Origin of the sequence: Bradyrhizobium sp. B117, assembly GCF_038969555.1 — a bacterium.
Lineage (GTDB): Bacteria > Pseudomonadota > Alphaproteobacteria > Rhizobiales > Xanthobacteraceae > Bradyrhizobium.
Map to the genome: position 1 here is coordinate 9,908,284 of NZ_CP152414.1, position 22,799 is coordinate 9,931,082.

Here is a 22,799-nt window from a genome sequence, read left to right on the forward strand (position 1 = left end):
CGGGGTTGTTCCCTGCGCATGATCTTTTCGGAAAACCGCCGTACACTTTCCGGATCATGCGCGTGCTTGGATCGGTCGCGATGGGGGGATGAGAGTAGCGCGATTTCGCGCCAGCGCAATCAGGCCGGTTCGGTGTTGCGGGAGCGGTCGGACAGTGCGTTGGAGAGGACGTTACCAAGGGCGCTCTGCTTGTCGCGGCGGCGTTGCACCGAGGAGGGAATGCGCATGGCTTCGCGGTACTTCGCGACCGTGCGGCGGGCAATATCAATGCCCGAGGCGCGCAAGCGTTCCACGATGGTATCATCCGACAGGATCGCCGAGGGTTCTTCCGAATCGATCAGCTGCTTGATGTGGTGGCGCACCGCTTCGGCGGAATGCGCTTCGCCGCCGTCGGCCGACGCGATCGACGCCGTGAAGAAATATTTCAATTCGAATGTGCCGCGATTTGTCGCCATGTACTTGTTGGCGGTGACGCGCGACACCGTGGATTCATGCATCTGGATGGCGTCGGCGACCGCCTTCAGATTCAGCGGCCGCAGATGCGCGACGCCATGGGTGAAGAAGCCGTCCTGCTGGCGCACGATCTCGGTCGCAACTTTCAGGATGGTGCGGGCGCGCTGATCCAGCGCGCGCACCAGCCAGGTCGCATTCTGGAGCGCGTCGGTGAAATAGGACTTGTCGCCGTCCTTGCCGATCTTCTTCGATAGCTCGGAATAGTAGGTCTGGTTGACAAGCACGCGCGGCAAGGTGTCGCTGTTGAGCTCGACATGCCAGCCGCCGTCGGGACCCGGGCGGACATAGACGTCGGGCACCATGGTCTGCAAACGGGCCGAGCCGAACTTCATGCCAGGCTTGGGATTGAGCCGGCGGATCTCGCCGATCATGTCGGCGATGTCCTCGTCGTCGACGCCGCAGAGCTTGCGCAAGCTCGCGATGTCGCGCTTGGCCAGCAGATCGAGATGCTCGACGAGCGCCTGCATCGCGGGATCGTAACGGTCGAGCTCGCGGAGCTGGATCGCCAGGCATTCGCTCAGATTGCGCGCGCAGACGCCGGGCGGATCGAATTTTTGCAGCACGGCAAGAACGTCCTCGACGTCCTTTTGCGATGCGCCAAGACGCTCGGCGGCCTGGCCGAGATCGGGCGGTAGATAGCCGGCCTCGTCGACGAGGTCGATCAGGTACTGGCCGATCATGCGCTGCGCCGGCGCGGAGAAGGCGACCGAGAGCTGCTCGGCGAGATGATCGGACAGCGTCATCTCGGCGGCGACGAAGGCTTCGAGATTGTAGTCCTCGTCACCGGAGGCGCCGCCGCCCCATTCGGTGTAGACGCTTGGAGCGGCGTCCTGCGCGTTGCGCGCGGCACCCTCGGCCGGCTCCTCGGAGAAGACGTTGTCCAGACCCGTGTCCAGGGTCTGCTCGATCTCGGCGCGGGTGCCGAGATCCTTGCTCATCCATTCTTCCTGGCCGGGCTCGAAAGCGTCGCCGCTGCCGCCAAAGCCGTCATCGCCGCCCTGGCTGCCTGAATCCTCGCCATCGTGGTCGCTGAACTGGCCGGCCTCGGCCGGGGCCTCGCCGCCGGGAGCCTCGTCACTGGCCCGCTCCAGCAGGGGGTTACGCTCGAGCTCCTCCTCCACGAAGGTCGTGAGATCGAGATTGGACAATTGCAGCAGCTTGATCGCCTGCATCAGCTGCGGCGTCATGACCAGCGACTGCGATTGCCGGAACTCTAATCTCTGCGTAAGCGCCATCTAACAAGAACCGTTCCCAAAAATTGGTCCGATTCTTGCTTATCTTAGTCCTGACCCGATGTACACGCCTTGACGAAAAGGAAAAAAGGGCTAGAGGCGGAATTCCTCGCCAAGGTAAAGGCGGCGAACGTCGGGATCGGCGACGATCTCGTCCGGGCTACCCTCCGTCAGGATTTCACCGGCATAGACGATATAGGCGCGATCGGTGAGGCCGAGCGTCTCGCGCACATTGTGGTCGGTGATCAAGACGCCGATGCCGCGATTGGTGAGATGGCGGACGAGGTCCTGAATGTCGCCGACCGCGATCGGATCGATGCCGGCGAAGGGCTCGTCGAGCAGCATGTAGTTCGGACGCGTGGCCAGCGCGCGCGCGATCTCGACGCGGCGGCGCTCACCGCCCGATAGCGCGATCGACGGCGATTTGCGCAGGCGCGTGATGTTGAATTCGTCGAGCAGCGAATCGAGCTGCTGCTCGCGCTTCTTGCGCGAGGGCTCGACCACTTCGAGCACGGCGCGGATGTTCTGCTCGACGGTGAGGCCGCGGAAGATCGAGGCTTCCTGCGGCAGATAGCCGATGCCGAGCCGCGCGCGCTGATACATTGGCAGCTGGGTGACGTCATGGCCGTCGAGCTCGATCGCACCGCGGTCGGCCTTGATCAGGCCAGTGATCATGTAGAACACGGTGGTCTTGCCGGCGCCGTTCGGGCCGAGCAGGCCGACGGCTTCGCCGCGGCGCACATAGATGCTGACGCCGCGCACCACCTGGCGGCTGCCGAACGCCTTTTCCACGCTATGCACAGCCAGGAAGCCGGGACGGCGCAGCAGCTGCGGCCCGCCGGCGCCGTTTGGCTTCGCGGCGCTCCTGACGGGGTGAACCGCGCGCGGCGGCTCGGCCTGGTAGTCGGCGGGATAATCGGCTTGATAGCCGCCCTGGAACTGGTCGGGCGCGCGCATCGGCTGGTCACGGGCGATCGGCGGGGCGTCCCGCACCGGGCTGGTCACGAGGCCCCCGACGCTGTCCCCGAGCGCGGTGATGTCACGCGCAAATCCTGGCCGGCCGCGTTTGGCGGGGCGCCGACGGAACATGCTGAATAGATCGACCATCCCCGCCTTCCAGCCTTTCGCGGTGTTTGCGCGGTGTTTGCGCAGCGTTCGCGCGATCTGCCGCGCCGGCCTTTCGACTAGCCGACGCAGCATGAATGAAGGGATGTCTCATGCCCAGTGAAACACGCCCGAAAAGCGGCGGATCCCGCTTCGAAGCCCTGCGCGTAGATACAGTCTCACCGCACAAGCTTCAACCTCGGATCGGCGGCATCCGGCCCAAGACCCTGAATTTACTTTCAGAATTTACTTTTTGCCGCCGCCGGGCAACAGCGAGGGCGGGGCCGCGCCGGGCTTAGCCGGACCGCCTGAACCGCAATCACTGCCGGCGCCCTGCGGCAGCAGGACCTGAACGCCCCGGCCGCTGTCGGATTCCACGCGGGACACGCCGGTGGTCATGTCGACGGTCAGCCGGTCGCCGCGCATGACATTCTTGCATTGTGTCATGACCACCTGGCCTGCGCCGCCGCCAAACATGGTGATGAGGTTGGTCTTGGTGTCGAACACGGCGGTCTCGCCTGTCACCACCTGGTCCTTCTGGGTGACCACGACATTGCCGCGCGCCTCCAGCCGCTTGATCGAGGAGCTGCCGCCCGGGCCCGGCGTTGCCGACTGCATCGGCGCACCCTTGGCGCCCTTCGCCGCGGGCTGCGGCGCGGCCGGCTTGTCGCCGCCGCCGGAATCGTAAAACACCACCAGCGTCTTCGAGGTCATGGTGGTGTCGCCCTGGATGACCTTCACATTGCCGGAGAAGGTCGCCTCCTTCTTCTTGTCGCGCATCTCGAGCGAGGCGGCCTCGATCTGGATCGGCTGATCGCGATTCTGCGAAAAGCCCTGCAGCGCGTTGGGCTGGCCCTGTATCGTGCTCTGCGCGATCGCTGCACCTGCCGTCAGCGCAATGCCGAGGGCAAGCGCGGCCGCGCCGAGGATGGCGCGCCCTTTGTCTTCGCTGCGCGGAAAAAACCTGATCATGAAAATCATCTTGAATTAGCGGACTTGCTCTTTGATTTCGCCGGCGGTGGCGCCGGCTGCTCGACGGGGGCCGCGGCATCATCCGTGCTGATCTTGTCCAGATGCATCACGACATTGCCCTCGAAGCGGATGACGTCGCCGCCTTCCATAATTCGCAAGCGATCGGCGGTCAGCGTGCCGTTGGTCAGCTTGACGTCGACGCGCTCGTCCGAGGAGACCGTGCCCTTGCCCATGTCGACGAAGGCCGAGTTCAGCCGCGCCTCATAGCCGGTCGAGGTGCGCAGGAAGATGTCCTTGTGCAGATCGAGCTGCTGCTGCTTGTTGTCGAAGCGGCCGGTGCGGGCATCGAGGAACAGGGTCGATTGGTCCTCCATCAGCACCTTGGCGCGCAGATCGGCGAGATCGACATGATCGGGGTCGGTGATGTCCTGCGTCGCGGCCTTGGCCCAGAGCTCATAGGGCCGCTGGTCCGGCGTGAAGCCGGACATATGCGGCGATTCCATCGTGATCTTGGTTCCCGTCACCACGAGGTTTCCGGAGTCGAGCTTGATCGGGATCTGGAACGGATTGAGGAAGGTCGAGACGGCGACGATCGCGGCCAGGGACACGATCACGGTCACCGGCACCGCGATGCGCAGAATCCGTACCAGGCGGCTGTGGCGCGCCGCGCTGGCAAACTTCGCCGCAAGCGCGGCGTCGTAGGTGGGATTCTGGGCCGAATTCACTGCTGCTCCAGAGTGTCGCTCGCTCTGTCCGGTTGAGGTTCGCCCCATTGTACCCGGCGCCGCCACGATATGCAGCCGGCGACAGGCCGTTACGAAAGTGTCCGAAACGGGGCGGCGGCCCTGAGGTCAGCCGCCGCGCGCGGCCTCAGGAATGCGCAAAAATGTCCTCTTCGGCCCAGCCCTGGAGGTCGAGCAGGGCGCGGGTCGGCAGGAAGTCGAAACAGGCCTTGGCCAGCGCTGTGCGGCCCTCCCGCACCAGCATGGCATCGAGCCGCTCGCGCAGGGCATGCAGATGCAGCACGTCGGAGGCGGCATAGGCGAGCTGCGGCTCGGACAGGCTGTCGGAACCCCAGTCGCTGGACTGCTGCTGCTTGGAGAGATCGACGTTGAGCACCTCGCGCACGAGGTCTTTCAGGCCGTGGCGGTCGGTATAGGTGCGGGTCAGGCGGGAGGCAATCTTGGTGCAATAAATCGGCCCGGTCATGACGCCGAAGGTCTGGTAGAGCACCGCGACGTCGAACCGAGCGAAGTGGAAGATCTTCGTGATGGCGGGATTGGCCAGCAGGGCCTTCAGGTTCGGCGCGTCGGTGTGACCCTTGGGGATCTGCACGACGTCGGCGCTGCCGTCGCCGGGCGAGAGCTGCACCACGCAGAGCCGGTCGCGGTGCGGGTTGAGCCCCATGGTCTCGGTGTCGATCGCCACCGCCGAGGTGTAGCGGGACAGGTCGGGCAGGTCGCCGCGGTGCAAGCGTACGGTCATGGCGGGTCAAAACCTCAATCGAATCGGTTTGTCGGCATCATAGGCTAATCGGATGGCCCGCGATGTAGCCACTGGGGGCGGGCCGCGCAAGCGCCTGACAGCTCAGATTGCCGCCAGCATGATGCAGATCATCGCCGCGACCGTGATGCGGCTGGGGCCGTCACGGAAGGCGTAGAGGATCGGATCATCAGGCATCTCGCGGCGATGCGCCATCATCAGGGCGCGGCCGAACCAGTACAGCAGCAGCGGGTTGAGCAGCCACAGCATCCAGGGCCGGCTATAGAGCGGCGTCACCGCCGTTGACGACACATAGAGCGAGAACACCGTCACCGCGTTCATCGCGCTCGCCGCCGCCATCGCGGCGATGACATGGAGGTCGGTGATCCTGTAGTCGCGGTTGGAGGGATCGGCGAGGCCCGCGCTCTCGCGCATGCTGAGCTCGCTGAAGCGCTTGATCAGAGCGAGCGAGGTGAACACGAACAGCGAGAAGATCAGCAGCCATTCCGACAGCACGACGCCGACACCGACCGCGCCGGCGACGATGCGCAAGCTGTAGAGCCCGGCGAGCGTGACGACGTCGACCAGCATCTTGCGCTTGAGCACGAGCGAATAGGCGATGGTGGTGGCGAGATAGGCGCCGAGCACGCCGAGGAACAGCGGCGAGATGCAGAGGCTGGCGGCAACCGCGAACAGCCACAGGGCAGGGATCGCAAGCAGTGCGGAGGAGATCGGCAGATCGCCCGAAGCAAGCGCGCGATGGCGTTTGGTCGGATGCTGCCGGTCGGCGGCGAGATCCAGGAGGTCGTTCATCAGATAGGCGCCGGACGCACAGGCCGAGAACGCCATGAATGCCAGCAGCGCATAGCCGAACGTGGCGAGATTCATCTGATGCGCGGTGATCGCAGGCACGAACACCAGCGTGTTCTTGGCGTATTGATAGACGCGCAGCGCGTTGGCCCAAATCTTCAGACTAGAAGTCTTCAGGCTGACGCTGCGTTGGCCACGACCCTCGACGCGCTCGATGGACGTGCGATCGAACGGCAGCCTGTTGCCCGCAGCGAGATCGCTGGGTGCAACGACGCCATCAAAACCGAGATGCGCGGCGATGCCCGCGGCATGACGCGCGAGGCGGCTGGCTACCAGATAAATCTTCTCGCCCCGCGCGCGCGCCGCCAGCGCCTGGTTCAGCACGCCGGAATCGTAGGGCAGGTGGGCGTAGTCGATGTCGGCCTGCGCGAGGACATCCGTGAGCGCCGCCATACCTGGGCGCCCGCCGGCGCCGAAGCGCGCCAGCACGCGGCCGGGGCTGGAGAACAGCGCCTCCATCAGCAGCTCAGAGCGCAGCAGCGCGCCTTCGAGGTCGATGACAAGCGTCCGCGCCGCCGCGGCCGACGGCTCAGGTGCGCCAAAATCATACTGCCGGGCAGGCTGCTCCATCCGAAAACGCTCTCAACTGCCGCAAAACTGACCGGCGCTCAGGCCGGGGAGCAGGGAAATGGACGCCCGCGAGCCTAGGGGGCATTCGCTAAGGGCGGCTTAATTTGGCCGGAGAACGCGGCCGGCCCCGGCGGGACGGTCAAGTCAAGTCGGTGTGTCGGCCTGTTGCACGGATCCCACAACCGGGCGTGAGCGTCGTGTTCCGGCACAGCCTTTGCCGTGTGCCCCGTGGAAATCCTCACCATTCACCCTATCTGCCAGTTTCGCGCGACGTCCCGCCGCGCCTATCCGCGAACCAGGTGCCCATGACCGAACAGACGTTAGCTGCGCCGATAGACGATCAACAGGAACGGCAACGCGGCTTTTCGCGCTACCAGTCGCTCCTGATCGCGCTGCTCGCCTTCACGCAGTTCACGATCATCCTCGACTTCATCATCATGTCGCCGCTCGGCGCCATCCTGATGCCCGCGCTCAACATCACAGCCGGGCAGTTCGGCATCGCGGTGTCGGCCTATGCGTTCAGCGCCGGGCTTTCGGGCATTCTCGCTGCGGGTTTTGCCGATCGCTTCGATCGCAAGCGCCTCTTGCTGTTCTTCTATGTCGGCTTCACGCTCGGCACCCTGCTCTGCGCTGTCGCGCAGAACTACCATGTGCTGCTGCTCGGCCGGATCGTGACGGGGTTGTTCGGCGGCGTGATCGGCTCGGTCGTGCTCGCCATCATCACCGATCTGTTTCCGCTGCATCTGCGCGGCCGCGTCATGGGCTTCGTGCAGACCGCGTTTGCCGCAAGCCAGGTGCTCGGCATTCCCGCAGGGCTGTTTCTCGCCAATCACTGGAACTGGCATATCTGTTTCGTTGCGATCGTCGGCCTATCGATCGCGGCGATCGCGGTCATCATCTTCGCGATGGAGCCGGTCGACGCGCATCTGAAGCTGAAGCAGGACAGAAACCCGTTCCACCATCTGATCGCGACGGTCTTCGAGCCGCGCTACACGCTGGCCTTCGCGGTCACGACCTTGCTGGCGACGGGCGGCTACATGCTGATGCCGTTCTCCAGCGCCTTCACCGTGCACAATCTCGGCATCGACATCACGCATCTGCCGACGATCTATCTCGTGTCCGGTTTGTTCAGCATCGTCACCGGGCCGCTGGTCGGCCGCGCCAGCGACAGGTTCGGCAAATACCCGACCTTCGTGTTCGGCAGCGTGGTGTCGGTGATCATGGTGCTGATCTACACCCATCTCGGCCACGTCTCGCTGACGACCGCGATCCTCGTCAACGTGCTGATGTTCGTCGGCATCTTCTCGCGCATGATCCCCTCGCAGGCGCTGATGACGGCGATCCCCGATCAAAGCCAGCGCGGCTCGTTCAGCGCGATCAGCGCCTCGCTCCAGCAGCTCTCCGGCGGCCTCGGCTCGGTCCTCGCCGGCGCCATCATCGCGCAGGCGCCGGACGGCTCGCTGCTCCATTTCGACCGGATCGGCTACGTCGTATGCGCGTCGGCGGCCGTCGCGCTGGTGGCGATGTATTTCGTGCAGAAGGCGGTGGCGGAGCGGGCGGGGAAGCGGGTGGTTTGAGGGCGGAGCGGGATTTCTGCGCCTGCTCATCCGCCCGGCAAAGAGCCCGACGCGCCGACTTTGCCATGAGGTTGTTAGACGTTTTCGTTATCGGATGGGTAAGGGAGACTCATCCAATGCCGAAAGCGAACAAACCGTCCCAGATCCGTGCCGTTTTATTGCTCGCGCTCACCTGTTTTGCAGGTTCGTCCGGCTCGATTCAGGCCGATACCGATGCCGCTGTAAGGGCGTTACGGTCCGGCGACTACACAACAGCGATGCCTTTGCTGAAGGATGCAGCTGGTTCAGGCGACGCCTATGCGCAAGTACTGCTGGCCCAACTCCTGCTCAATGGAAAATCGGGGATCACCGATCCTGAGCAGGCCGCCAAATGGTATCGAGCAGCGGCGGTACAGGATACCAAGTCCAGCAAGTACGTTGCGATCGCGCAGTCCAACTTGGCCTCACTGTATTGGACGGGCCGCGGCGTACCAAAAGATGCGGCAACAGCCATCGAACTCTATCGCCAAGCTGCAAGTAACGGAGACTCGAACGCTCGAAACGTTCTGATTGGAATCTACTACCGCGGGGATTCTGTTCCGAAAGATATCGTTCAAGCGTTCAAATGGGCATCGATTGATTTCGCAAGCGGCAATATTCGTATTAAGCCGATGGTTGATGCTCTTGCTCGCGAAATGACACTCGAACAGAGATTATTGGCGCTGAGGCAGGCGCACGAGGAATTTCCAGGCTTGAAGCTGTCCAATGTCGATGCCGTTGCTCCAGCATCAAACCCTCAGCTGGAAGCAACAAAGGGAGTGCCAACGGGGCCCGCCGGCTTAACGAAAGAATTTGAGGCTCTCCACCGACGGCCCTTGAACGATGAACAGATCGTTGGCCAGCTTAAGTCGCAGCTACGATCGCTGTCTCCGCCTTTCATATTCGAATTGGCTCGACGCACTTTTGCTCTCGATAAGCAGGACGCCATGACGTTCTTCTGGCTGGCCAGGCTACGTGCTTACTACGATGCCACTCGCTGCACCGACGCAACTGCTGGCCAAGGCATCGCCGCATGGGATTTTGTCGTGCAGGATATCATCCGATACGGCCAGCAAAATCCCGGCAAAGCTGGCGGCCCTCGAGCGCGAGTTGTCGTTCCCACTCGACACATCGCCTGAGTGGATTTGCCTAAATGGCATTAAGGCACTATCTGCCGCTGCAGCAGGCAAGGATCTTGTAGGCTCGATAAAGCCCTCGTCCGATTGGTCAACGCTCCACCAGAGCGCGCGTGATCAGATGGAGAAGGGCGCGCAAAAGTAAGCTATTCCAACGCCATGTGCGCCGTTTCCGACCTTCTATATCGGTCGGCGGCTCAATTCTCCGCAAATGAACGATTTCAATCACTTGGGAGGGTGGTGCCCAGGAAAGGACTCGAACCTTCACGGCCGTTAAGCCACTGGCACCTGAAGCCAGCGCGTCTACCAATTCCACCACCTGGGCATGCCGTTTGGGGCACGGAGGCGGTTACTACGGTTCGGTGACGCCGTTGTCAATTCATGCTTGCCCGGTTTTGGCGATGCGGATTGCGCATCGCAAACCGGCCCGATACAAGCCTGATAATACGCACTCTTCCTGCAGGATTGGACCCCATGGCATCGAATCTGGACACGCTGGTCACGGTTTTCGGCGGATCGGGATTTTTGGGCCGGAATGTCGTCCGGGCGCTGTGCCGGCGCGATTACCGGGTCCGTGTTGCAGTGCGGCGGCCGGAACTCGCCGGGTACCTCCAGCCGTCCGGCAAGGTCGGGCAGGTCCATGTCGTCCAGGCCAATCTGCGCTACCCGGCTTCGGTCGAGGCGGCGCTGCGTGATTCGCATGTCGTGATCAATCTCGTGGGCGTTCTAGCGGAGAGCGGCGCTCAGACTTTCGACGCCGTCCAGGCCAAGGGCGCCGAGACGGTCGCCAAGGCGGCCGCGGCGGCGGGCGCCCAGCTGATCCATGTCTCGGCGATCGGCGCCGACGCCGAATCGCCCTCGCGCTATGCCAAGGCCAAGGCGGCCGGCGAGGCGGCCGTGCTGGCCGCGGTGCCGTCGGCGACGATCTTCCGCCCCTCCGTGATGTTCGGTCCCGAAGACCAGTTCACCAACCGCTTCGCGGCGCTGGCGCGGATGTCGCCGGTGCTGCCGCTGATCGGCGCCGAGACGAAGATGCAGCCGGTCTATGTCGGCGACGTCGCCACCGCGATCGCGGATGCGGTCGACGGCAAGGCCAAGGCGGGCGCGACCTATGAGCTCGGCGGGCCCGAGGTGCTGACCATGCGCGAGATCATCGAGGCCATCCTGGCCATCGCCAACCGCAAGCCGGCGCTGATCCCGCTGTCGTTCGGCCTCGCCCGCTTCCAGTCCAACTTCCTGCAATTCGCGCCGGGAGCGTTCAAGCTGACGCCGGACCAGGTCACGCTGCTCGAGCGCGACAATGTCGTGTCGGAAGCCGCGAAGGCTGCAGGGCTCACGCTGGAAGGGCTCGGCATCGCCCCCGATTCGCTGGAGGCGATCGCCCCGCAATATCTCTGGCGCTTCCGCGCCGCCGGGCAATTCCAGCGCATGAGCGTGTGAGACGTCTCTCTCCGTCGTCATGGCCGGGCGTGACCCAGCCATCCACGCGCTTCCGCATGTGCAGCAAGACGTGGATGCCCGGGTCAAGCCCGGGCATGACGAGTTTGTGGGACGGGGCGAGGGAGGAGACCACCGCCGCACCTCAAAACTTCAGCTTCTTGAATACCGCCTCCGGCAGCGTCTTGATGATCAGCATCACCAGACGCCATTTGCCGCTGACATAGACCACGTCGGTTTTCTTCTCGACGGCCTGAAGGATCGCATCGCCGACGACAGGCGCCTCGACCGTGAGCGGGCCGATCAGCTTCATGCCTTCCGTCATCTTGGTGCGGACGAAACCGGGCTTGACGGTGACGACATGCACGCCGCCACGGCTGGCGCGGGCGCGCAGGCCCGACAGGAAGGCGGAGAAGCCTGCCTTGGCCGAGCCGTAGACATAATTCGAGGCGCGGCCGCGATCGCCGGCGACCGAGGACACGCCGACGAGCGTGCCAGCGCCGCGTGCCAAAAACTTCTCCGCGAACAGGCCGAGGATCAGCGACGGACCTTCGTAGTTGGAGCGCATGATCGTGGTGGCGTGGGCGAGATCGCTCTCGGCGTTCTGCTGCACACCGAGCAAGCCGACGATCGAGATGACGACGTCGGGCAGCGCGGGAAGGGCGGCGACAAAGCCATCGAACGAAGCGGTGTCGAGCACATCGAACTTATGGAGATTGGCCTCGACGTTGTAGCGCGCGCGCAAATCGGCGGCATCAGGCTCCAGCGCGGCCACGTCGCGGCCTGCGAGTCCAACATCGTATCCGGCCTTGGCAAAGGCGCGCGCGGCGGCGCGTCCGATATCGGAGGAGCCACCGAGCACCAATGCAGTCTTGCGTGACGTCACGGCTTAACCCTCATCGAACAGGCGTTGCGAAAGCTTGGAACGGATGGCGCCGTTCGGATCGAGCGATTTGCGGATCGCGTTAAAGCGCGGCAAGGCGGGATAGCCGGCCTCGAAAGTCGCGCGCGACTGGCGCGCGTCTTTTGCGAGATAGAGCCGGCCGCCGGCCGCGACGACGAGACGGTCGATCTCGTCGAGGAAATTCAGGATGTCGCCCTTCACCGGGAAATCCAGCGCCAGCGTGTAGCCGGGCAGCGGGAACGACAGAATGCCGTCGCCCTGGCCGAGCTTCTTGAGCACCGCGAGGAAGGAGGCATCGCCGCGCCTTGCGACGCGGTCGAGGATCTGGCCGAGCACGGCGCGGGCATTCCGTTCCGGGATCACGCATTGATGTTGGAGGAAACCGCGCTTGCCGTAGATGCGATTCCAGTCCGCGATCGCGTCGAGCGGAAAGAAATAGGGATAGAGCGAGACCACATGACTGCCGCCGGCGCGCCGCGCGCCCATGCGGTAGTAGAGCTCGTTGAAGGCGCGGATGCTGAAGCGGTTCAGCGTCATCGACGGCAGGTCGACGGGCACGGCGAGGTTGGGATTCTTGCCGACGGGAAATGCAGCGGCGCCTTCGGCGAGCTCATCGCGGCGCGCGTGCTCGCCGAGATAGATCAGCGAGCGGCCGAGATCGCGCCCGCGCGCGGCGCAATCGATCCACGCCACCGAGTAGGTTTCAGCATCGCCCGCATCCAGCGCGCGCATCGCGGCGTCGAGATCGGATGCCGAGATCACGCGCTCGCGGATCCAGCCCGTTTCCACCGGCCGCAGCCGCATCGTCGCTTCGAGGATGATTCCGGTGAGGCCCATGCCGCCGATGGTTGCGAAGAAGGCATCGGAATTTTGCTCGCGCGAGACCTCGATGGTCTGGCCCATACCGGTGCGCAGCAGGATGCTGTCGACATAGCGGCCGAAGCCGCCCTCGCAGTGGTGATTCTTGCCGTGCACGTCGGCGGCGATCGCACCGCCCACCGAGACGAAGCGCGTGCCGGGCACGACGAAAGGCAGGAAGCCGCGCGGGCCAAAGGTGTCGATCAAATCCGCGAGCTGCACGCCGGCTTCGAGACGGATGCGACCGGTTGCGGGATCGAACGACCTGATCCGGTCGAACCCGGTCATCCCGATGGTCCTGACGGCGCCGATCGCGGCATCGCCATAGGCTCGGCCGTTGCCCCGCGCCACGGAACCGGCCACCACGGCTTCGCCCACCGCCGCGAACGAGCGCGGCCGCAGCACGTCGCTATCGACGACCGGGAAACGTCCCCAGCCGCTGACGAGGGTCATAGTTCAGCTCCTGTGCCGGGCGCGCGCCGCCCTGCTCCGGAAACTGCCTACCGGTCAAAAGCTGATATTGCGTTGAGGCGTATCGGGAAGTTGCAAAGGTTAACGGCGTAGCACGGATGGAGTACGAGCCTACCTGCCCAGCGCCAGCGCGATCAGGCCGAGGGTGCCGACGATGACGCGCCACCAGGCGAACACCACGAAACCGTGGCGGGTGACGTATTCCAGGAACGTCTTGACCACGATGATCGCGGTGACGAACGACACCACGAAACCGATCGCGACGATGCCCATGTGGTCCATCGTCATCTCGGAGCGGTTCTTGTAGAAATCGTAGGCGAACGCGCCGATCATGGTGGGAATGGCGAGGAAGAACGAGAACTCCGCCGCCGCGCGCTTGTCGGCACCCAGGAACATCGCGGCGACGATGCTGGCGCCGGAGCGCGACACGCCCGGGATCATGGCGACGCACTGCGCGATGCCGATATAGAGATACATCAGCAGCGGAAACTTCGTGGCGTCATGCTCGCGCGGCTTGAGGTCGAGCTTGTCGACCCAGAGCAGGATGGCGCCGCCGACGATCAGCGTGAAGCAGACGACCCAGGGATTGAACAGCACGCTCTTGATGTATTTACCGGCGACGAGGCCGACGACGACGGCCGGCAGGAACGCCACCAGCACGCCGATCACGAAACGGCGCGCATAGGCATCGCCCGTGAACAGGCCGATCGCGACATCCCAGAGCTTTTTGAAGTAGAGCCCGACGATCGCGAGGATCGCACCCAACTGGATCAGAACCGTAAACGAATCCCAGAAGGCGCCTTCACCGAGGCCGAAGAAGCGCTCCGCGAGCAGCAGGTGGCCGGTCGAGGACACGGGAAGGAACTCGGTCACACCCTCGATGATGCCGAGGATCACTGCCCGTATTGCATCTGACATATTTACGGTCCATTTCGGCTGGAAAAGCGGGGCTCTTCTCGCCTATTCCCCTAAATGCTGCAATCGCAAAATGCGCCGTCACACTCTTGCTTCGCAGTTTTGGGGAACTAGTGTGGCGCCGCACAAACATTGATGGATTCTTAAGCACCATCAAATAGTCAAAGGCTTCATGTTTACGCTGTTCCATCATCCGTTCTGTCCGCATTCGCGCTTCATCCGCCTGATCGCGGGCGAATACGGGCTCGATCTGAAGCTGATCGAGGAGCGCAGCTGGGAACGGCGCGAGGCATTTCTGCTGCTCAATGCGGCCGGCACGACGCCCGTGCTGGTGGACGACGAGCAGCCGCCGATCCCGGGCGCTGCCATCATCGCCGAATATGTCGATGAGGCCTATGGCGCCGGGATGGGACCCAAGCGCCTGATGCCGGAGACCACCTTCGAGCGCGTCGAGGTGCGGCGGCTGATGGCCTGGTTCAACGAAAAGTTCTTCGAGGAGGTCTCGCACCCGCTCGTCACCGAGCGCATCTACAAGCGCTTCATGAGCGAGGAGAATGGCGGCGGTCCGCCCTCGGCCGACGTGATGCGCGCGGCCAAGGCCAACGTGCGCTATCATCTCGCCTATATCGGCTGGCTGGCGCAGACGCGTAACTTCCTCGCCGGCGACCGGCTCAGCTACGCGGATCTCGCCGCCGCGGCGCATCTCTCGGCGATCGACTATCTGGGCGACGTGCCATGGAGCGAGGACGACGCAGCAAAGGCGTGGTACGCGCGGGTGAAATCCCGCCCGTCGTTCCGTCCGCTGCTGAGCGAATGGCTGGCCGGCGTGCCGGCGTCGCGGACTTACGTGGACCTGGATTTCTGAGGATGAGCGTCATGCCCGGGCTCGTCCCGGGCATCCACGTTCTTTCTATTCCTGTGAATTCGCAAAGACGTGGATGGCCGGGACAAGCCCGGCCATGACGGCGTCAGTCGTGGATGCGTCGTTGAACAAATTCGACCCAGACATGGATCGGCTGCGCACCGCGCTCGAAGAGCAAGCGCACGCGCTCGGCTTCGACTGCATCGGCATCACAGAGCCTGGCACGATCGAAAAGGCCGGAGCGCATTTCCTCGAATTCATCGCATCGGGCGGCCATGGCGACATGGACTGGCTCGCGAACCAGCCGGAGCGCCGGGTCGATCCGCGCGGGCTGTGGAGCGACGTGCGCAGCGTCGTCATGCTCGGCGTCAATTACGGCCCCGACTCCGATCCGCTGGCGATCCTGAAACAACGCACGCGCGCGGCGATCTCGGTCTATGCGCAGGGCGACGACTATCACGACCTGATCAAGAAACGCCTGAAGGCGCTGGCGCGCTGGCTGGTCGCAACCGCGCCGTCGGAAGTGAAGGTGTTCGTCGACACCGCCGCGGTGATGGAGAAGCCGCTGGCGCAAGCCGCGCAACTGGGCTGGCAGGGCAAGCACACCAATCTGGTCTCGCGCGAGTTCGGCTCGTGGCTGTTTCTCGGCGCGATCTACACCACGCTCGAGCTGCCGCGCGATGCTGCAGAGATCGATCATTGCGGCTCGTGCCGGGCCTGCCTCGACATCTGCCCGACCGCGGCGTTTCCCGCGCCCTACAAGCTCGATGCGCGGCGCTGCATCTCCTATCTCACCATCGAGAACAAGGGACCGATCCCACACGAATTCCGCAAAGCGATGGGCAACCGCATCTATGGCTGCGACGATTGCCTCGCTGCCTGCCCCTGGAACAAGTTCGCGCAGGAGGGGCGGGAAGCAAAACTCGCCGCGCGTGAGGAATTGCGCGCGCCTGGTCTTGCTGAGCTGGCACGGCTTGATGATGCAGCGTTCCGCGCGCTGTTCACGAAGTCGCCGGTCAAGCGCATCGGCCGCGATCGGTTCTTGCGGAATGTGCTGATTGCGATTGGTAACTCCGGCGAGGAGGCGCTGGCGGAAGAGGCGCGGCGGTTGCTGGAGGACGAGAGCGCGCTGGTGCGCGGGGCGGCGGTATGGGCGCTGGGGCAACTTTTGTCGCGCGAGGAACTCGCGGCGACGAAGCTGGATAGGCTCAAGCACGAGTCGGACGAGGCCGTGCGTGAGGAGTGGCAGGCCGCGTCCCAGCTCTCCGCTGTCATGCCCCGCGAAGGCGGGGCATCCAGTACGCCGCGGGTTCTCGACTGAACCACTGCCGTCTCGGAATACTGGATCGCCCGCCTTCGCGGGCGATGACACCTGTGTTGTGGCTGGCTCGCGCGCCCGCCCTCACCACCCTTGATTTCCCCACCCATTCCCTCAAAAGTCGCGCACCATGACAACAAACATGCCTTTCTTCACGCGCAACGGCGATACATTCCATCCGACGGAAGTGGCGAACGGGCCCTGGGATCCGAAATCGCTGCACGGGCGCGTCATCATCGGGCTGCTTGGCTTCGCCATCGAGGAGCGTCATTCGGGGCCTGAATTCGTGCCGGCGCGGCTCACCGTCGACATGTTCCGGCTGCCGACCATCGACAAGCCGATCCAGGTGACGACGCGGCTGATGCGCGATGGCCTGCGCATCCGCGTGGTGGAAGCCGAGTTCTTCTCCGGCGGCGTGAGCATGGCGCGCGCCTCGTGCCAGCTGCTGCGCAAGACACAAAATCCCGACGGCAATGTGTGGTCGCCGCCGAACTGGGACGTGCCGAAGCCGGCAGACATTGCAAAGCCGACCGATCCCAGGCTCGGCATGAACGGCAAATGGACGACGCGCCCCATTGTCGGCCACATGGGCTCGCTCGGTCCGCGCCGGCTATGGATGAGCGAGGTACGCGAGCTCGTCGCGGGCGTGCCGATGACGCCGTTCGTCCATGTCGCCGTTGGCGCCGACTTCGCCAGCCCATTTGCCAATGCTGGAGACAAGGGGCTCGGCTACATCAACAGCGACGTCACGATCTATCTGCACCGCCTGCCGGTGACGAACTGGATCGGCTTCGACGTGGTGAACCATCAGGCCACCGAGGGCGTGGCGATCGGCGAATGCTGGCTCTATGACGAAGAGGGCCCGATCGGCACCGCGACGGTCGCCGCATTGGCGCAGCGCAAGCCGATGGCGAAGATACCGCCGCCGTGACCGTCATTCCGGGGCGTGCGAAGCATGAGCCCGGAATCCATACTGCCGATCGTGGTTATGGATTCCGGGCTCGCGCCAAGTGGCGCGCCCCGGAATGACGAGGAGGATGCAGCTAGCCCAGATGCCGCTTCATCTCCGGCCGCGCCTTCAGCTCCGCGCCCTGCCTGCCCACGATCTTCGCGATTCTTTCCGGCGCGAACTTCAGATCGACGAATGCCGGCGCGGTGTTGGCGACCTCGTGATATCCAGCGATCTTGCCGTCGCGCAGCGTCATGATCGCGACGCCCTCGAACATTGCCCGCGCGCCGTTCGCTTCCGGCAGGGTTGATTTGTAGCTGAAGGTGTAGCGCGCATAGAGCGTGCTGCCGTCCGATACGGGATCATGCATGTCCCAACGGAAATCGGTCGCCGTGCGATAGAACCAGTCGTCGATCATCGCCGCGATCTTCTCGCGGCCGGCGAAGGCGCCGTAGAAGACGTCGTGATAGACGCCGTCCTCGGTGAACAGCTCGGCAAAGGCGCGGCCATTGCGCTGCTCGACCGCATCGCAGAAGGCGCGCAGCATGGCGGCGGTGGTCATTGAATTGCCTCCCGGTGCTTCTTGTTGTGCCCTCTCCCCTTGTGGGAGAGGGCAGCTCCGCTCGTCGACGCGCATTCACTGGGTGAGGGGTTGCTTCGGCGAGTCCAATTCTCAGTCGGGCTCGTGGAGAGAACCCCTCATCCGGCTTCGCTTCGCGAAGCCACCTTCTCCCACAAGGGGAGAAGGGAAGAGAAACATCTCACCCGATCTCGGCCACCGCGGCAAGAATGCGCGCGATGTCCTGCGGGCGGGAGAGGCGATGATCGCCGTCCTGGATCATGGTCAGCACGACGTCGTCGGCCGGCAGGCGATGCGTCAGCGCGAAGGCGTGCTGCCAGGGCACATCGGGATCCTGCGCGCCTTGCAGGATGCGCACGGGGCAGCCGAGATCGATCGCGCTGCCGAGCACGAGATGATTGCGGCCCTCCTCGATCAGGTTCCGCGTGATCGGGTAGGGCGAGCCGTCGCCGTATTCCGACGGCCGCAGCCAGAAGCCCTTGGTCTCGATCTCCTTCTTCACCGCAGGCGAAAAGTTCTTCCACATCAGCTCTTCGGTGAAATCGGGCGCCGGTGCGATCAGCACGAGGCCCGCCAGCGACGCTTGACCGGAACGCTTCCTGATCTCCCGCGCGAGCAGCAGCGCCATCCAGCCGCCCATGGAGGAGCCGATCAGGATCTGCGGACCCTCGCAGAACCGCTCGAACACCGCGACGCTGTCCTCGAGCCAGCTGCCGATGGTTCCATCGGCAAAATTGCCACTGGATTCACCATGACCGGAATAGTCGAACCGGACCGCGGCACGGCCGTGCTCCCCAGCCCACGCATCCAACGCCTGAGCCTTGCCGCCCTGCATGTCCGATTTGAAGCCGCCGAGCCAGACGAGCCCAGGTCCTTGTCCGCGCCGGCTGCGCACCGCGATTTTGCGCGCAGATGGACCCTCGCCCACATCGATGAAGTCGAGCACGGCATCGGGAATTGCGTCGGTCATGGAACGTTTACTCTGGCTGTGCGGTTTCAGCAGGTCGGGCCGCGTGCGATTGAGTAACCGCTGCCGGCATTGTCCCTTTGGGACGCTTGCGGAACAGAAGCAACGTGTCTATGTCGATCAGCGTACCGACAGGCGTGGCCCAAATGCCTCGCATTTGAGGGTTTTTCGCCTCTGGCACACGCGACTTGCTTGCCCGCAAACGCTTCTTCCTTCAAAATAGCCGCTTCTTTCACAACTTTGGAGAACCACCCATTCGCCGTCCTAATAAAGCTCCGCCCGCTGCCAGCAAAGACGGGCCGCGCATCAATGATGATATCCGCAATGCGCAGATCCAGCTGATCGACCAAACCGGTGATAACAAAGGCACGGTCGAGACCGTCGTCGCCATCCGGATGGCCCAGGAAGCTGGCATGGATCTGGTCGAGATTTCGCCGAATACCAGCCCTCCCGTCTGCAAGATCATGGACTACGGGAAGTACAAGTATTCCGCTCAGAAGAAAGCTGCGGAAGCCCGCAAGCGGCAGAAGACCGTCGAGATCAAGGAGATCAAGCTCCGCCCGATGATCGACGATCACGATTACGACGTGAAGATGCGCGCGATGCAGCGGTTCTTCGAAGAGGGCGACAAGGTCAAGATCACGCTGCGCTATCGCGGCCGCGAAATGGCGCATCAGGAGATCGGCACCAAGCTTTTGGACAAGATCAAGACCGACGTCGCCGAGCTCGCCAAGGTCGAGCAGGACGCGCGGTTCGAAGGCCGCCAGGTCGTCATGGTGCTGGCGCCGCGCTGAGGCGAGCTTTTCAGGGGACTTGAGAATTCAACGGCCCGTCCGGATCTCCGGCGGGCCGTTTTGCTGAAGGGATCAAGCGAGCCGCGGGTTCGTGCACCTCTCCCGCTTGCGGGAGAGGTCGACGCGCGAAGCGCGGCGGGTGAGGGCTTTTTCCTCTGGGGGGTTCTCGCTAGAGGAGACACCCTCTCCCCGACCCTCCCCCGCAAGCGGGGGAGGGAGCGCACCGCCTTCGTGGCAACGGCTCGTTCCACTACGTCCGCGTCGCCTGCCAGGTGCCGCTGCACTGGTCGCCGGAGATGATGCCTTTCCAGGAGCCGGCGCCGTTCACGCCGGCGAGGCGGCCGCCGCCGCTCGCATGGGACGCGCCGACCGAGACCTCGACCGCGACCGCGCCGGTGCGGTTGACCCGGCCCGAGACCCGGCCGCCGCCGGCGGACGACACCCGACTGCCTGTCACGGTGAAGGGGACACTGTAGCCGGAGCTGCAATTGCCCCGGGTGGTGGCGAAGGTGACGTTCCAGATGCCATCATAGCCACCGACACGGGCGTCGGCAGTTGACGGCAGCGCCGCGGTGGCGAGCACGGCGAACAGCGCCAGACGGCGCGGGCGGGCGAAATTGTTCAACGACGAAAGAAATTGCGGGAAATGGGCCATTTTGGTCCTGCTCCGGGCGACACAGCTGGGACATGAGGGTGACAACTTGCAATAGTCGGCGAGCCGGTTCCCGCGGTTCATCGTTGCCAATTGGCCTGTCCTCTGTCATAAGCCCAGCCTTCATCGCCCGGCTGATTTAAGGGCTGCCGTGGCGGTGTTCGTGCGGGTGTCGCGCTTGTTCGCGAAAACCTGAGCACAATCAACGCTCTAACGAGCAATTTTGACGGCCAGCCGCCTTCGCGGGCGGATTTCTGTGGCCATTAGGAGAGCCAAATGCCCAAGCTGAAGACCAAATCGGGCGCTAAAAAGCGCTTCAAGGTGACTGCCACCGGCAAAGTGATGCACGCCCAGCGCGGCAAGCGTCACGGCATGATCAAGCGGACGAAGAAGCAGATCCGTCAGCTCCGCGGCACCCGCGTGCTGTTCAAGACCGACGGCGACAACGTCAAGAAGTACTTCTTGCCGAACGCCTGATCGCGTCCACGATCACTGCCATCCGTGCCGCGCATCCCGCGGCAATCCGATAACCGAAGTCATCTCTGAAGGATTTTGTCATGTCTCGCGTCAAACGCGGTGTGACCGCCCACGCCAAGCACAAGAAAGTCTACAAGGCCGCCAAGGGCTTCTACGGCCGCCGCAAGAACACCATCCGCGCCGCCAAGCCGGCCGTGGAGAAGGCCCAGCAATACGCCTTCCGCGACCGCAAGCGTAAGAAGCGTACCTTCCGCGCGCTCTGGATCCAGCGCATCAACGCTGCCGTCCGTCCGTTCGGCCTGACCTACAGCCGATTTATCGACGGCATGGCCAAGTCCGGGATCACCGTGGACCGCAAGGTGCTGTCGGATCTCGCGATCAGCGAGCCCGCCGCGTTCCAGGCGATCGCCGAGAAGGCCAAGGCTGCTCTGGCTGCTTAAGGCTTGCGCTAGCGGGCCTTCTGGCCCGCAGCCTTCAGCGCGCGTTGCGAGTAGCGCTGGGCGACCTCCGCCCGGCAAAAAGCTGCGAACGAGAGATACATGGTGCCGGACTTGTTCCGGTACTTGAGGTCGCATGCGCGCATCTCGCGTTTGTAAGCCTGCTGCTGCGCCGTGCTGAGGCCAGGCATGAAGTCCGCCTCGCATTTCTTCTCGACGGCGGCGCCGAGCTGAGCATCGCCGCTCGCGGTCAATTGGCAATCCTGAAACAGCTTCATCGCGCTGGCGCAGCTCTTCTGGGCGCCGATGGCCTCGACCACCTCGTCCAGCGTCATGGATTTATCCATGCAGACCATGGCGCGCGCAGGGGTGCCTGCGAACGACAGAACGACGGCCAGAACAGCCAGGCAGGATTTCGAAAGCATCGCAAAGGTCTCCTCGTATCCCCGTTGGTGCCGGGCCCCCGCGTGAGGTTCAACCCTGCCGTCCATCAGCCCGAAAAGACCGGCTTTTTGCTTGACGTTACGGCCTTCGGGCGGCGACAACCCAGCCGAATTTTGGCAGCAAGGATTTGACTGTGTCCGACCTCGCAACGCTCGAAACATCCATTCTCGACCAGATCGCCGCCGCCGGCGATGAAGCCGCGCTCGAAACGGTGCGCGTCGCAGCGCTCGGCAAGAAGGGCTCGATCTCCGCACTTCTTGCCACGCTCGGCAAGATGTCGCCGGACGAGCGCAAGAGGCAAGGCGCCGCGATCAACCAAGCCAAGGACAAGGTCACCGAGGCGCTCGCCGCACGGCGCGACGTGCTGAAGTCGGCCGCGCTCGATGCGCGGCTTGCTTCGGAGACCGTCGACGTCACCCTGCCGCTGCGTGATGCGCCGGCCGAGGCCGGCCGCATCCATCCGCTGAGCCAGGTCTGGGACGAGCTCACCACGATCTTCGCCGACATGGGCTTCTCGGTCGCGGAAGGCCCCGATATCGAGACCGACGACTACAACTTCACAAAACTGAATTTCCCGGTCGGCCACCCCGCCCGCGAGATGCACGACACCTTCTTCTTCCATCCGAAGGAGGACGGCTCGCGCATGCTGCTTAGAACCCACACCTCGCCGGTGCAGGTGCGCACCATGCTGAGCCAGAAGCCGCCGATCCGCGTGATCTGCCCGGGCCGCACCTACCGCATCGATTCGGATGCGACCCACACACCTCAATTCCACCAGGTCGAAGGCCTCGTGATCGACAAGCATTCGCATCTCGGCCACCTCAAATGGATCCTGCACGAGTTCTGCAAGGCGTTCTTCGAGGTCGACCACATCAACATGCGCTTCCGCCCGTCGTTCTTCCCGTTCACGGAGCCGTCGCTGGAAGTCGACATCCAGTGCCGCCGCGACAAGGGCGAGATCCGCTTCGGCGAAGGCGAGGACTGGCTCGAGATTCTCGGCTGCGGCATGGTGCATCCGAACGTGCTGCGCGCCTGCGGCATCGATCCGGACGAGTATCAGGGCTTTGCCTGGGGCATGGGCATCGACCGCATCGCCATGCTGAAATACGGCATCGCCGATTTGCGCCAACTGTTCGATAGCGACGTCCGCTGGCTGTCCCATTACGGCTTCAAGCCGCTCGAAGTACCAACGCTTGCCGGAGGGCTGAGCACGTGAGAGCGCTGCTCGGCCATACGATGACTCTCTCCGTTCCCTCCCCC

Annotated in this window: 23 protein-coding genes and 1 tRNA gene; 10 read left to right on the forward strand and 14 right to left on the reverse strand. The window is 63.9% G+C overall.

Going from position 1 to position 22,799, the window contains the following annotated elements:
* Window positions 1-119 precede the first annotated feature (119 nt).
* The 6 genes from rpoN to AAFG16_RS46955 all read right to left on the reverse strand — a co-directional run bounded on the left by rpoN (window position 120) and on the right by AAFG16_RS46955 (window position 6,743).
* The gene (gene rpoN / locus AAFG16_RS46930; RefSeq protein WP_342736164.1) at window positions 120-1,748 is read right to left on the reverse strand and encodes an RNA polymerase factor sigma-54; all 1,629 of its coding nucleotides are present in this window, start codon (window positions 1,746-1,748) and stop codon (window positions 120-122) included.
* A gap of 90 nt (window positions 1,749-1,838) precedes the next feature.
* On the reverse strand, window positions 1,839-2,852 hold the full coding sequence (gene lptB, locus AAFG16_RS46935; protein WP_283082916.1) for an LPS export ABC transporter ATP-binding protein: 1,014 nt from the start codon (window positions 2,850-2,852) through the stop codon (window positions 1,839-1,841).
* A gap of 243 nt (window positions 2,853-3,095) precedes the next feature.
* A complete protein-coding gene (locus tag AAFG16_RS46940) occupies window positions 3,096-3,821 on the reverse strand; it encodes an LptA/OstA family protein (protein ID WP_283082917.1) in 726 nt (241 codons plus the stop codon).
* A gap of 5 nt (window positions 3,822-3,826) precedes the next feature.
* Window positions 3,827-4,546: an LPS export ABC transporter periplasmic protein LptC gene (lptC, locus tag AAFG16_RS46945; RefSeq protein WP_342736167.1), complete on the reverse strand. Its 720-nt coding sequence runs from the start codon at window positions 4,544-4,546 to the stop codon at window positions 3,827-3,829.
* A gap of 145 nt (window positions 4,547-4,691) precedes the next feature.
* Window positions 4,692-5,306: a ribonuclease D gene (locus tag AAFG16_RS46950; RefSeq protein ID WP_235542212.1), complete on the reverse strand. Its 615-nt coding sequence runs from the start codon at window positions 5,304-5,306 to the stop codon at window positions 4,692-4,694.
* A 102-nt stretch (window positions 5,307-5,408) separates the two neighbouring features.
* The gene (locus AAFG16_RS46955; RefSeq protein WP_342736169.1) at window positions 5,409-6,743 is read right to left on the reverse strand and encodes a UbiA family prenyltransferase; all 1,335 of its coding nucleotides are present in this window, start codon (window positions 6,741-6,743) and stop codon (window positions 5,409-5,411) included.
* Between the two features lie 305 nt (window positions 6,744-7,048).
* Here AAFG16_RS46955 and AAFG16_RS46960 point away from each other — a divergent pair, with 305 nt between their 5' ends.
* Both AAFG16_RS46960 and AAFG16_RS46965 read left to right on the forward strand, forming a co-directional pair.
* Window positions 7,049-8,320, forward strand: a complete 1,272-nt coding sequence (locus tag AAFG16_RS46960) for an MFS transporter (RefSeq protein WP_342736171.1) — start codon at window positions 7,049-7,051, stop codon at window positions 8,318-8,320.
* Window positions 8,321-8,436: 116 nt separating this feature from the next.
* Window positions 8,437-9,477, forward strand: a complete 1,041-nt coding sequence (locus AAFG16_RS46965) for a tetratricopeptide repeat protein (RefSeq protein ID WP_342736173.1) — start codon at window positions 8,437-8,439, stop codon at window positions 9,475-9,477.
* Window positions 9,478-9,712: 235 nt separating this feature from the next.
* On the opposite strand, the gene AAFG16_RS46970 is transcribed toward AAFG16_RS46965, so the two are convergent.
* Window positions 9,713-9,799: transfer RNA gene (locus AAFG16_RS46970), tRNA-Leu, on the reverse strand.
* Between the two features lie 149 nt (window positions 9,800-9,948).
* Between AAFG16_RS46970 and AAFG16_RS46975 the strand changes: the two genes are divergently transcribed.
* Complete coding sequence (locus AAFG16_RS46975; RefSeq protein ID WP_283082921.1) at window positions 9,949-10,914, forward strand: complex I NDUFA9 subunit family protein; 966 nt, start codon at window positions 9,949-9,951, stop codon at window positions 10,912-10,914.
* 142 nt (window positions 10,915-11,056) lie between these two features.
* Here AAFG16_RS46975 and AAFG16_RS46980 read toward each other — a convergent pair whose 3' ends face one another.
* The 3 genes from AAFG16_RS46980 to AAFG16_RS46990 form a co-directional block, all read right to left on the reverse strand.
* On the reverse strand, window positions 11,057-11,797 hold the full coding sequence (locus AAFG16_RS46980; protein WP_342736175.1) for an SDR family oxidoreductase: 741 nt from the start codon (window positions 11,795-11,797) through the stop codon (window positions 11,057-11,059).
* A gap of 3 nt (window positions 11,798-11,800) precedes the next feature.
* On the reverse strand, window positions 11,801-13,126 hold the full coding sequence (locus AAFG16_RS46985; protein ID WP_342736177.1) for an FAD-binding oxidoreductase: 1,326 nt from the start codon (window positions 13,124-13,126) through the stop codon (window positions 11,801-11,803).
* Window positions 13,127-13,255: 129 nt separating this feature from the next.
* Window positions 13,256-14,062 (reverse strand): undecaprenyl-diphosphate phosphatase, encoded by an 807-nt coding sequence (locus tag AAFG16_RS46990; protein ID WP_342736179.1) that lies wholly within the window; start codon window positions 14,060-14,062, stop codon window positions 13,256-13,258.
* 169 nt (window positions 14,063-14,231) lie between these two features.
* Here AAFG16_RS46990 and AAFG16_RS46995 point away from each other — a divergent pair, with 169 nt between their 5' ends.
* From AAFG16_RS46995 to AAFG16_RS47005, 3 genes are all read left to right on the forward strand, one after another.
* A complete protein-coding gene (locus tag AAFG16_RS46995; protein ID WP_283082925.1) occupies window positions 14,232-14,924 on the forward strand; it encodes a glutathione S-transferase family protein in 693 nt (230 codons plus the stop codon).
* Between the two features lie 142 nt (window positions 14,925-15,066).
* Window positions 15,067-16,242 carry a tRNA epoxyqueuosine(34) reductase QueG gene (queG, locus tag AAFG16_RS47000; protein WP_342741091.1) on the forward strand — a complete coding sequence of 392 codons (1,176 nt, stop codon included), beginning with the start codon at window positions 15,067-15,069 and terminating at the stop codon, window positions 16,240-16,242.
* Window positions 16,243-16,381: 139 nt separating this feature from the next.
* The gene (locus AAFG16_RS47005) at window positions 16,382-17,170 is read left to right on the forward strand and encodes an acyl-CoA thioesterase domain-containing protein (RefSeq protein ID WP_342736181.1); all 789 of its coding nucleotides are present in this window, start codon (window positions 16,382-16,384) and stop codon (window positions 17,168-17,170) included.
* Window positions 17,171-17,282: 112 nt separating this feature from the next.
* Here the strand turns inward: AAFG16_RS47005 and AAFG16_RS47010 are convergent, their stop codons facing one another.
* Both AAFG16_RS47010 and AAFG16_RS47015 read right to left on the reverse strand, forming a co-directional pair.
* Window positions 17,283-17,750 (reverse strand): nuclear transport factor 2 family protein, encoded by a 468-nt coding sequence (locus tag AAFG16_RS47010; RefSeq protein ID WP_342736183.1) that lies wholly within the window; start codon window positions 17,748-17,750, stop codon window positions 17,283-17,285.
* 199 nt (window positions 17,751-17,949) lie between these two features.
* A complete protein-coding gene (locus tag AAFG16_RS47015) occupies window positions 17,950-18,738 on the reverse strand; it encodes an alpha/beta hydrolase (RefSeq protein WP_342736185.1) in 789 nt (262 codons plus the stop codon).
* 251 nt (window positions 18,739-18,989) lie between these two features.
* Here AAFG16_RS47015 and infC point away from each other — a divergent pair, with 251 nt between their 5' ends.
* A complete protein-coding gene (infC, locus tag AAFG16_RS47020; RefSeq protein ID WP_080134054.1) occupies window positions 18,990-19,529 on the forward strand; it encodes a translation initiation factor IF-3 in 540 nt (179 codons plus the stop codon).
* A gap of 250 nt (window positions 19,530-19,779) precedes the next feature.
* Here infC and AAFG16_RS47025 read toward each other — a convergent pair whose 3' ends face one another.
* Window positions 19,780-20,184 carry a hypothetical protein gene (locus tag AAFG16_RS47025; protein ID WP_342736187.1) on the reverse strand — a complete coding sequence of 135 codons (405 nt, stop codon included), beginning with the start codon at window positions 20,182-20,184 and terminating at the stop codon, window positions 19,780-19,782.
* A 273-nt stretch (window positions 20,185-20,457) separates the two neighbouring features.
* On the opposite strand from AAFG16_RS47025, the gene rpmI reads away from it, so the two are divergent.
* A complete protein-coding gene (rpmI, locus tag AAFG16_RS47030) occupies window positions 20,458-20,658 on the forward strand; it encodes a 50S ribosomal protein L35 (RefSeq protein WP_008539890.1) in 201 nt (66 codons plus the stop codon).
* 80 nt (window positions 20,659-20,738) lie between these two features.
* The gene (gene rplT, locus AAFG16_RS47035; protein ID WP_027561620.1) at window positions 20,739-21,098 is read left to right on the forward strand and encodes a 50S ribosomal protein L20; all 360 of its coding nucleotides are present in this window, start codon (window positions 20,739-20,741) and stop codon (window positions 21,096-21,098) included.
* A gap of 8 nt (window positions 21,099-21,106) precedes the next feature.
* Here the strand turns inward: rplT and AAFG16_RS47040 are convergent, their stop codons facing one another.
* The gene (locus AAFG16_RS47040) at window positions 21,107-21,520 is read right to left on the reverse strand and encodes a hypothetical protein (protein WP_342741092.1); all 414 of its coding nucleotides are present in this window, start codon (window positions 21,518-21,520) and stop codon (window positions 21,107-21,109) included.
* Between the two features lie 152 nt (window positions 21,521-21,672).
* On the opposite strand from AAFG16_RS47040, the gene pheS reads away from it, so the two are divergent.
* Window positions 21,673-22,755 (forward strand): phenylalanine--tRNA ligase subunit alpha, encoded by a 1,083-nt coding sequence (gene pheS / locus AAFG16_RS47045; RefSeq protein WP_342736190.1) that lies wholly within the window; start codon window positions 21,673-21,675, stop codon window positions 22,753-22,755.
* The last annotated feature ends 44 nt before the right edge of the window (window positions 22,756-22,799 follow it).

What these genes read in the sequence shown, in the direction of transcription:
- rpoN (WP_342736164.1), bottom strand. Translation starts at nt 1,748, where the DNA reads ATGGCGCTTACGCAGAGATTAGAGTTCCGGCAATCGCAGTCGCTGGTC.
- lptB (WP_283082916.1), bottom strand. Translation starts at nt 2,852, where the DNA reads ATGGTCGATCTATTCAGCATGTTCCGTCGGCGCCCCGCCAAACGCGGC.
- AAFG16_RS46940 (WP_283082917.1), bottom strand. Translation starts at nt 3,821, where the DNA reads ATGATCAGGTTTTTTCCGCGCAGCGAAGACAAAGGGCGCGCCATCCTC.
- AAFG16_RS46950 (WP_235542212.1), bottom strand. Translation starts at nt 5,306, where the DNA reads ATGACCGTACGCTTGCACCGCGGCGACCTGCCCGACCTGTCCCGCTAC.
- AAFG16_RS46955 (WP_342736169.1), bottom strand. Translation starts at nt 6,743, where the DNA reads ATGGAGCAGCCTGCCCGGCAGTATGATTTTGGCGCACCTGAGCCGTCG.
- AAFG16_RS46960 (WP_342736171.1), top strand. Translation starts at nt 7,049, where the DNA reads ATGACCGAACAGACGTTAGCTGCGCCGATAGACGATCAACAGGAACGG.
- AAFG16_RS46965 (WP_342736173.1), top strand. Translation starts at nt 8,437, where the DNA reads ATGCCGAAAGCGAACAAACCGTCCCAGATCCGTGCCGTTTTATTGCTC.
- AAFG16_RS46975 (WP_283082921.1), top strand. Translation starts at nt 9,949, where the DNA reads ATGGCATCGAATCTGGACACGCTGGTCACGGTTTTCGGCGGATCGGGA.
- AAFG16_RS46985 (WP_342736177.1), bottom strand. Translation starts at nt 13,126, where the DNA reads ATGACCCTCGTCAGCGGCTGGGGACGTTTCCCGGTCGTCGATAGCGAC.
- AAFG16_RS46990 (WP_342736179.1), bottom strand. Translation starts at nt 14,062, where the DNA reads ATGTCAGATGCAATACGGGCAGTGATCCTCGGCATCATCGAGGGTGTG.
- AAFG16_RS46995 (WP_283082925.1), top strand. Translation starts at nt 14,232, where the DNA reads ATGTTTACGCTGTTCCATCATCCGTTCTGTCCGCATTCGCGCTTCATC.
- queG (WP_342741091.1), top strand. Translation starts at nt 15,067, where the DNA reads ATGGATCGGCTGCGCACCGCGCTCGAAGAGCAAGCGCACGCGCTCGGC.
- AAFG16_RS47005 (WP_342736181.1), top strand. Translation starts at nt 16,382, where the DNA reads ATGCCTTTCTTCACGCGCAACGGCGATACATTCCATCCGACGGAAGTG.
- AAFG16_RS47010 (WP_342736183.1), bottom strand. Translation starts at nt 17,750, where the DNA reads ATGACCACCGCCGCCATGCTGCGCGCCTTCTGCGATGCGGTCGAGCAG.
- AAFG16_RS47015 (WP_342736185.1), bottom strand. Translation starts at nt 18,738, where the DNA reads ATGACCGACGCAATTCCCGATGCCGTGCTCGACTTCATCGATGTGGGC.
- AAFG16_RS47025 (WP_342736187.1), bottom strand. Translation starts at nt 20,184, where the DNA reads ATGGCCCATTTCCCGCAATTTCTTTCGTCGTTGAACAATTTCGCCCGC.
- rpmI (WP_008539890.1), top strand. Translation starts at nt 20,458, where the DNA reads ATGCCCAAGCTGAAGACCAAATCGGGCGCTAAAAAGCGCTTCAAGGTG.
- rplT (WP_027561620.1), top strand. Translation starts at nt 20,739, where the DNA reads ATGTCTCGCGTCAAACGCGGTGTGACCGCCCACGCCAAGCACAAGAAA.
- AAFG16_RS47040 (WP_342741092.1), bottom strand. Translation starts at nt 21,520, where the DNA reads ATGCTTTCGAAATCCTGCCTGGCTGTTCTGGCCGTCGTTCTGTCGTTC.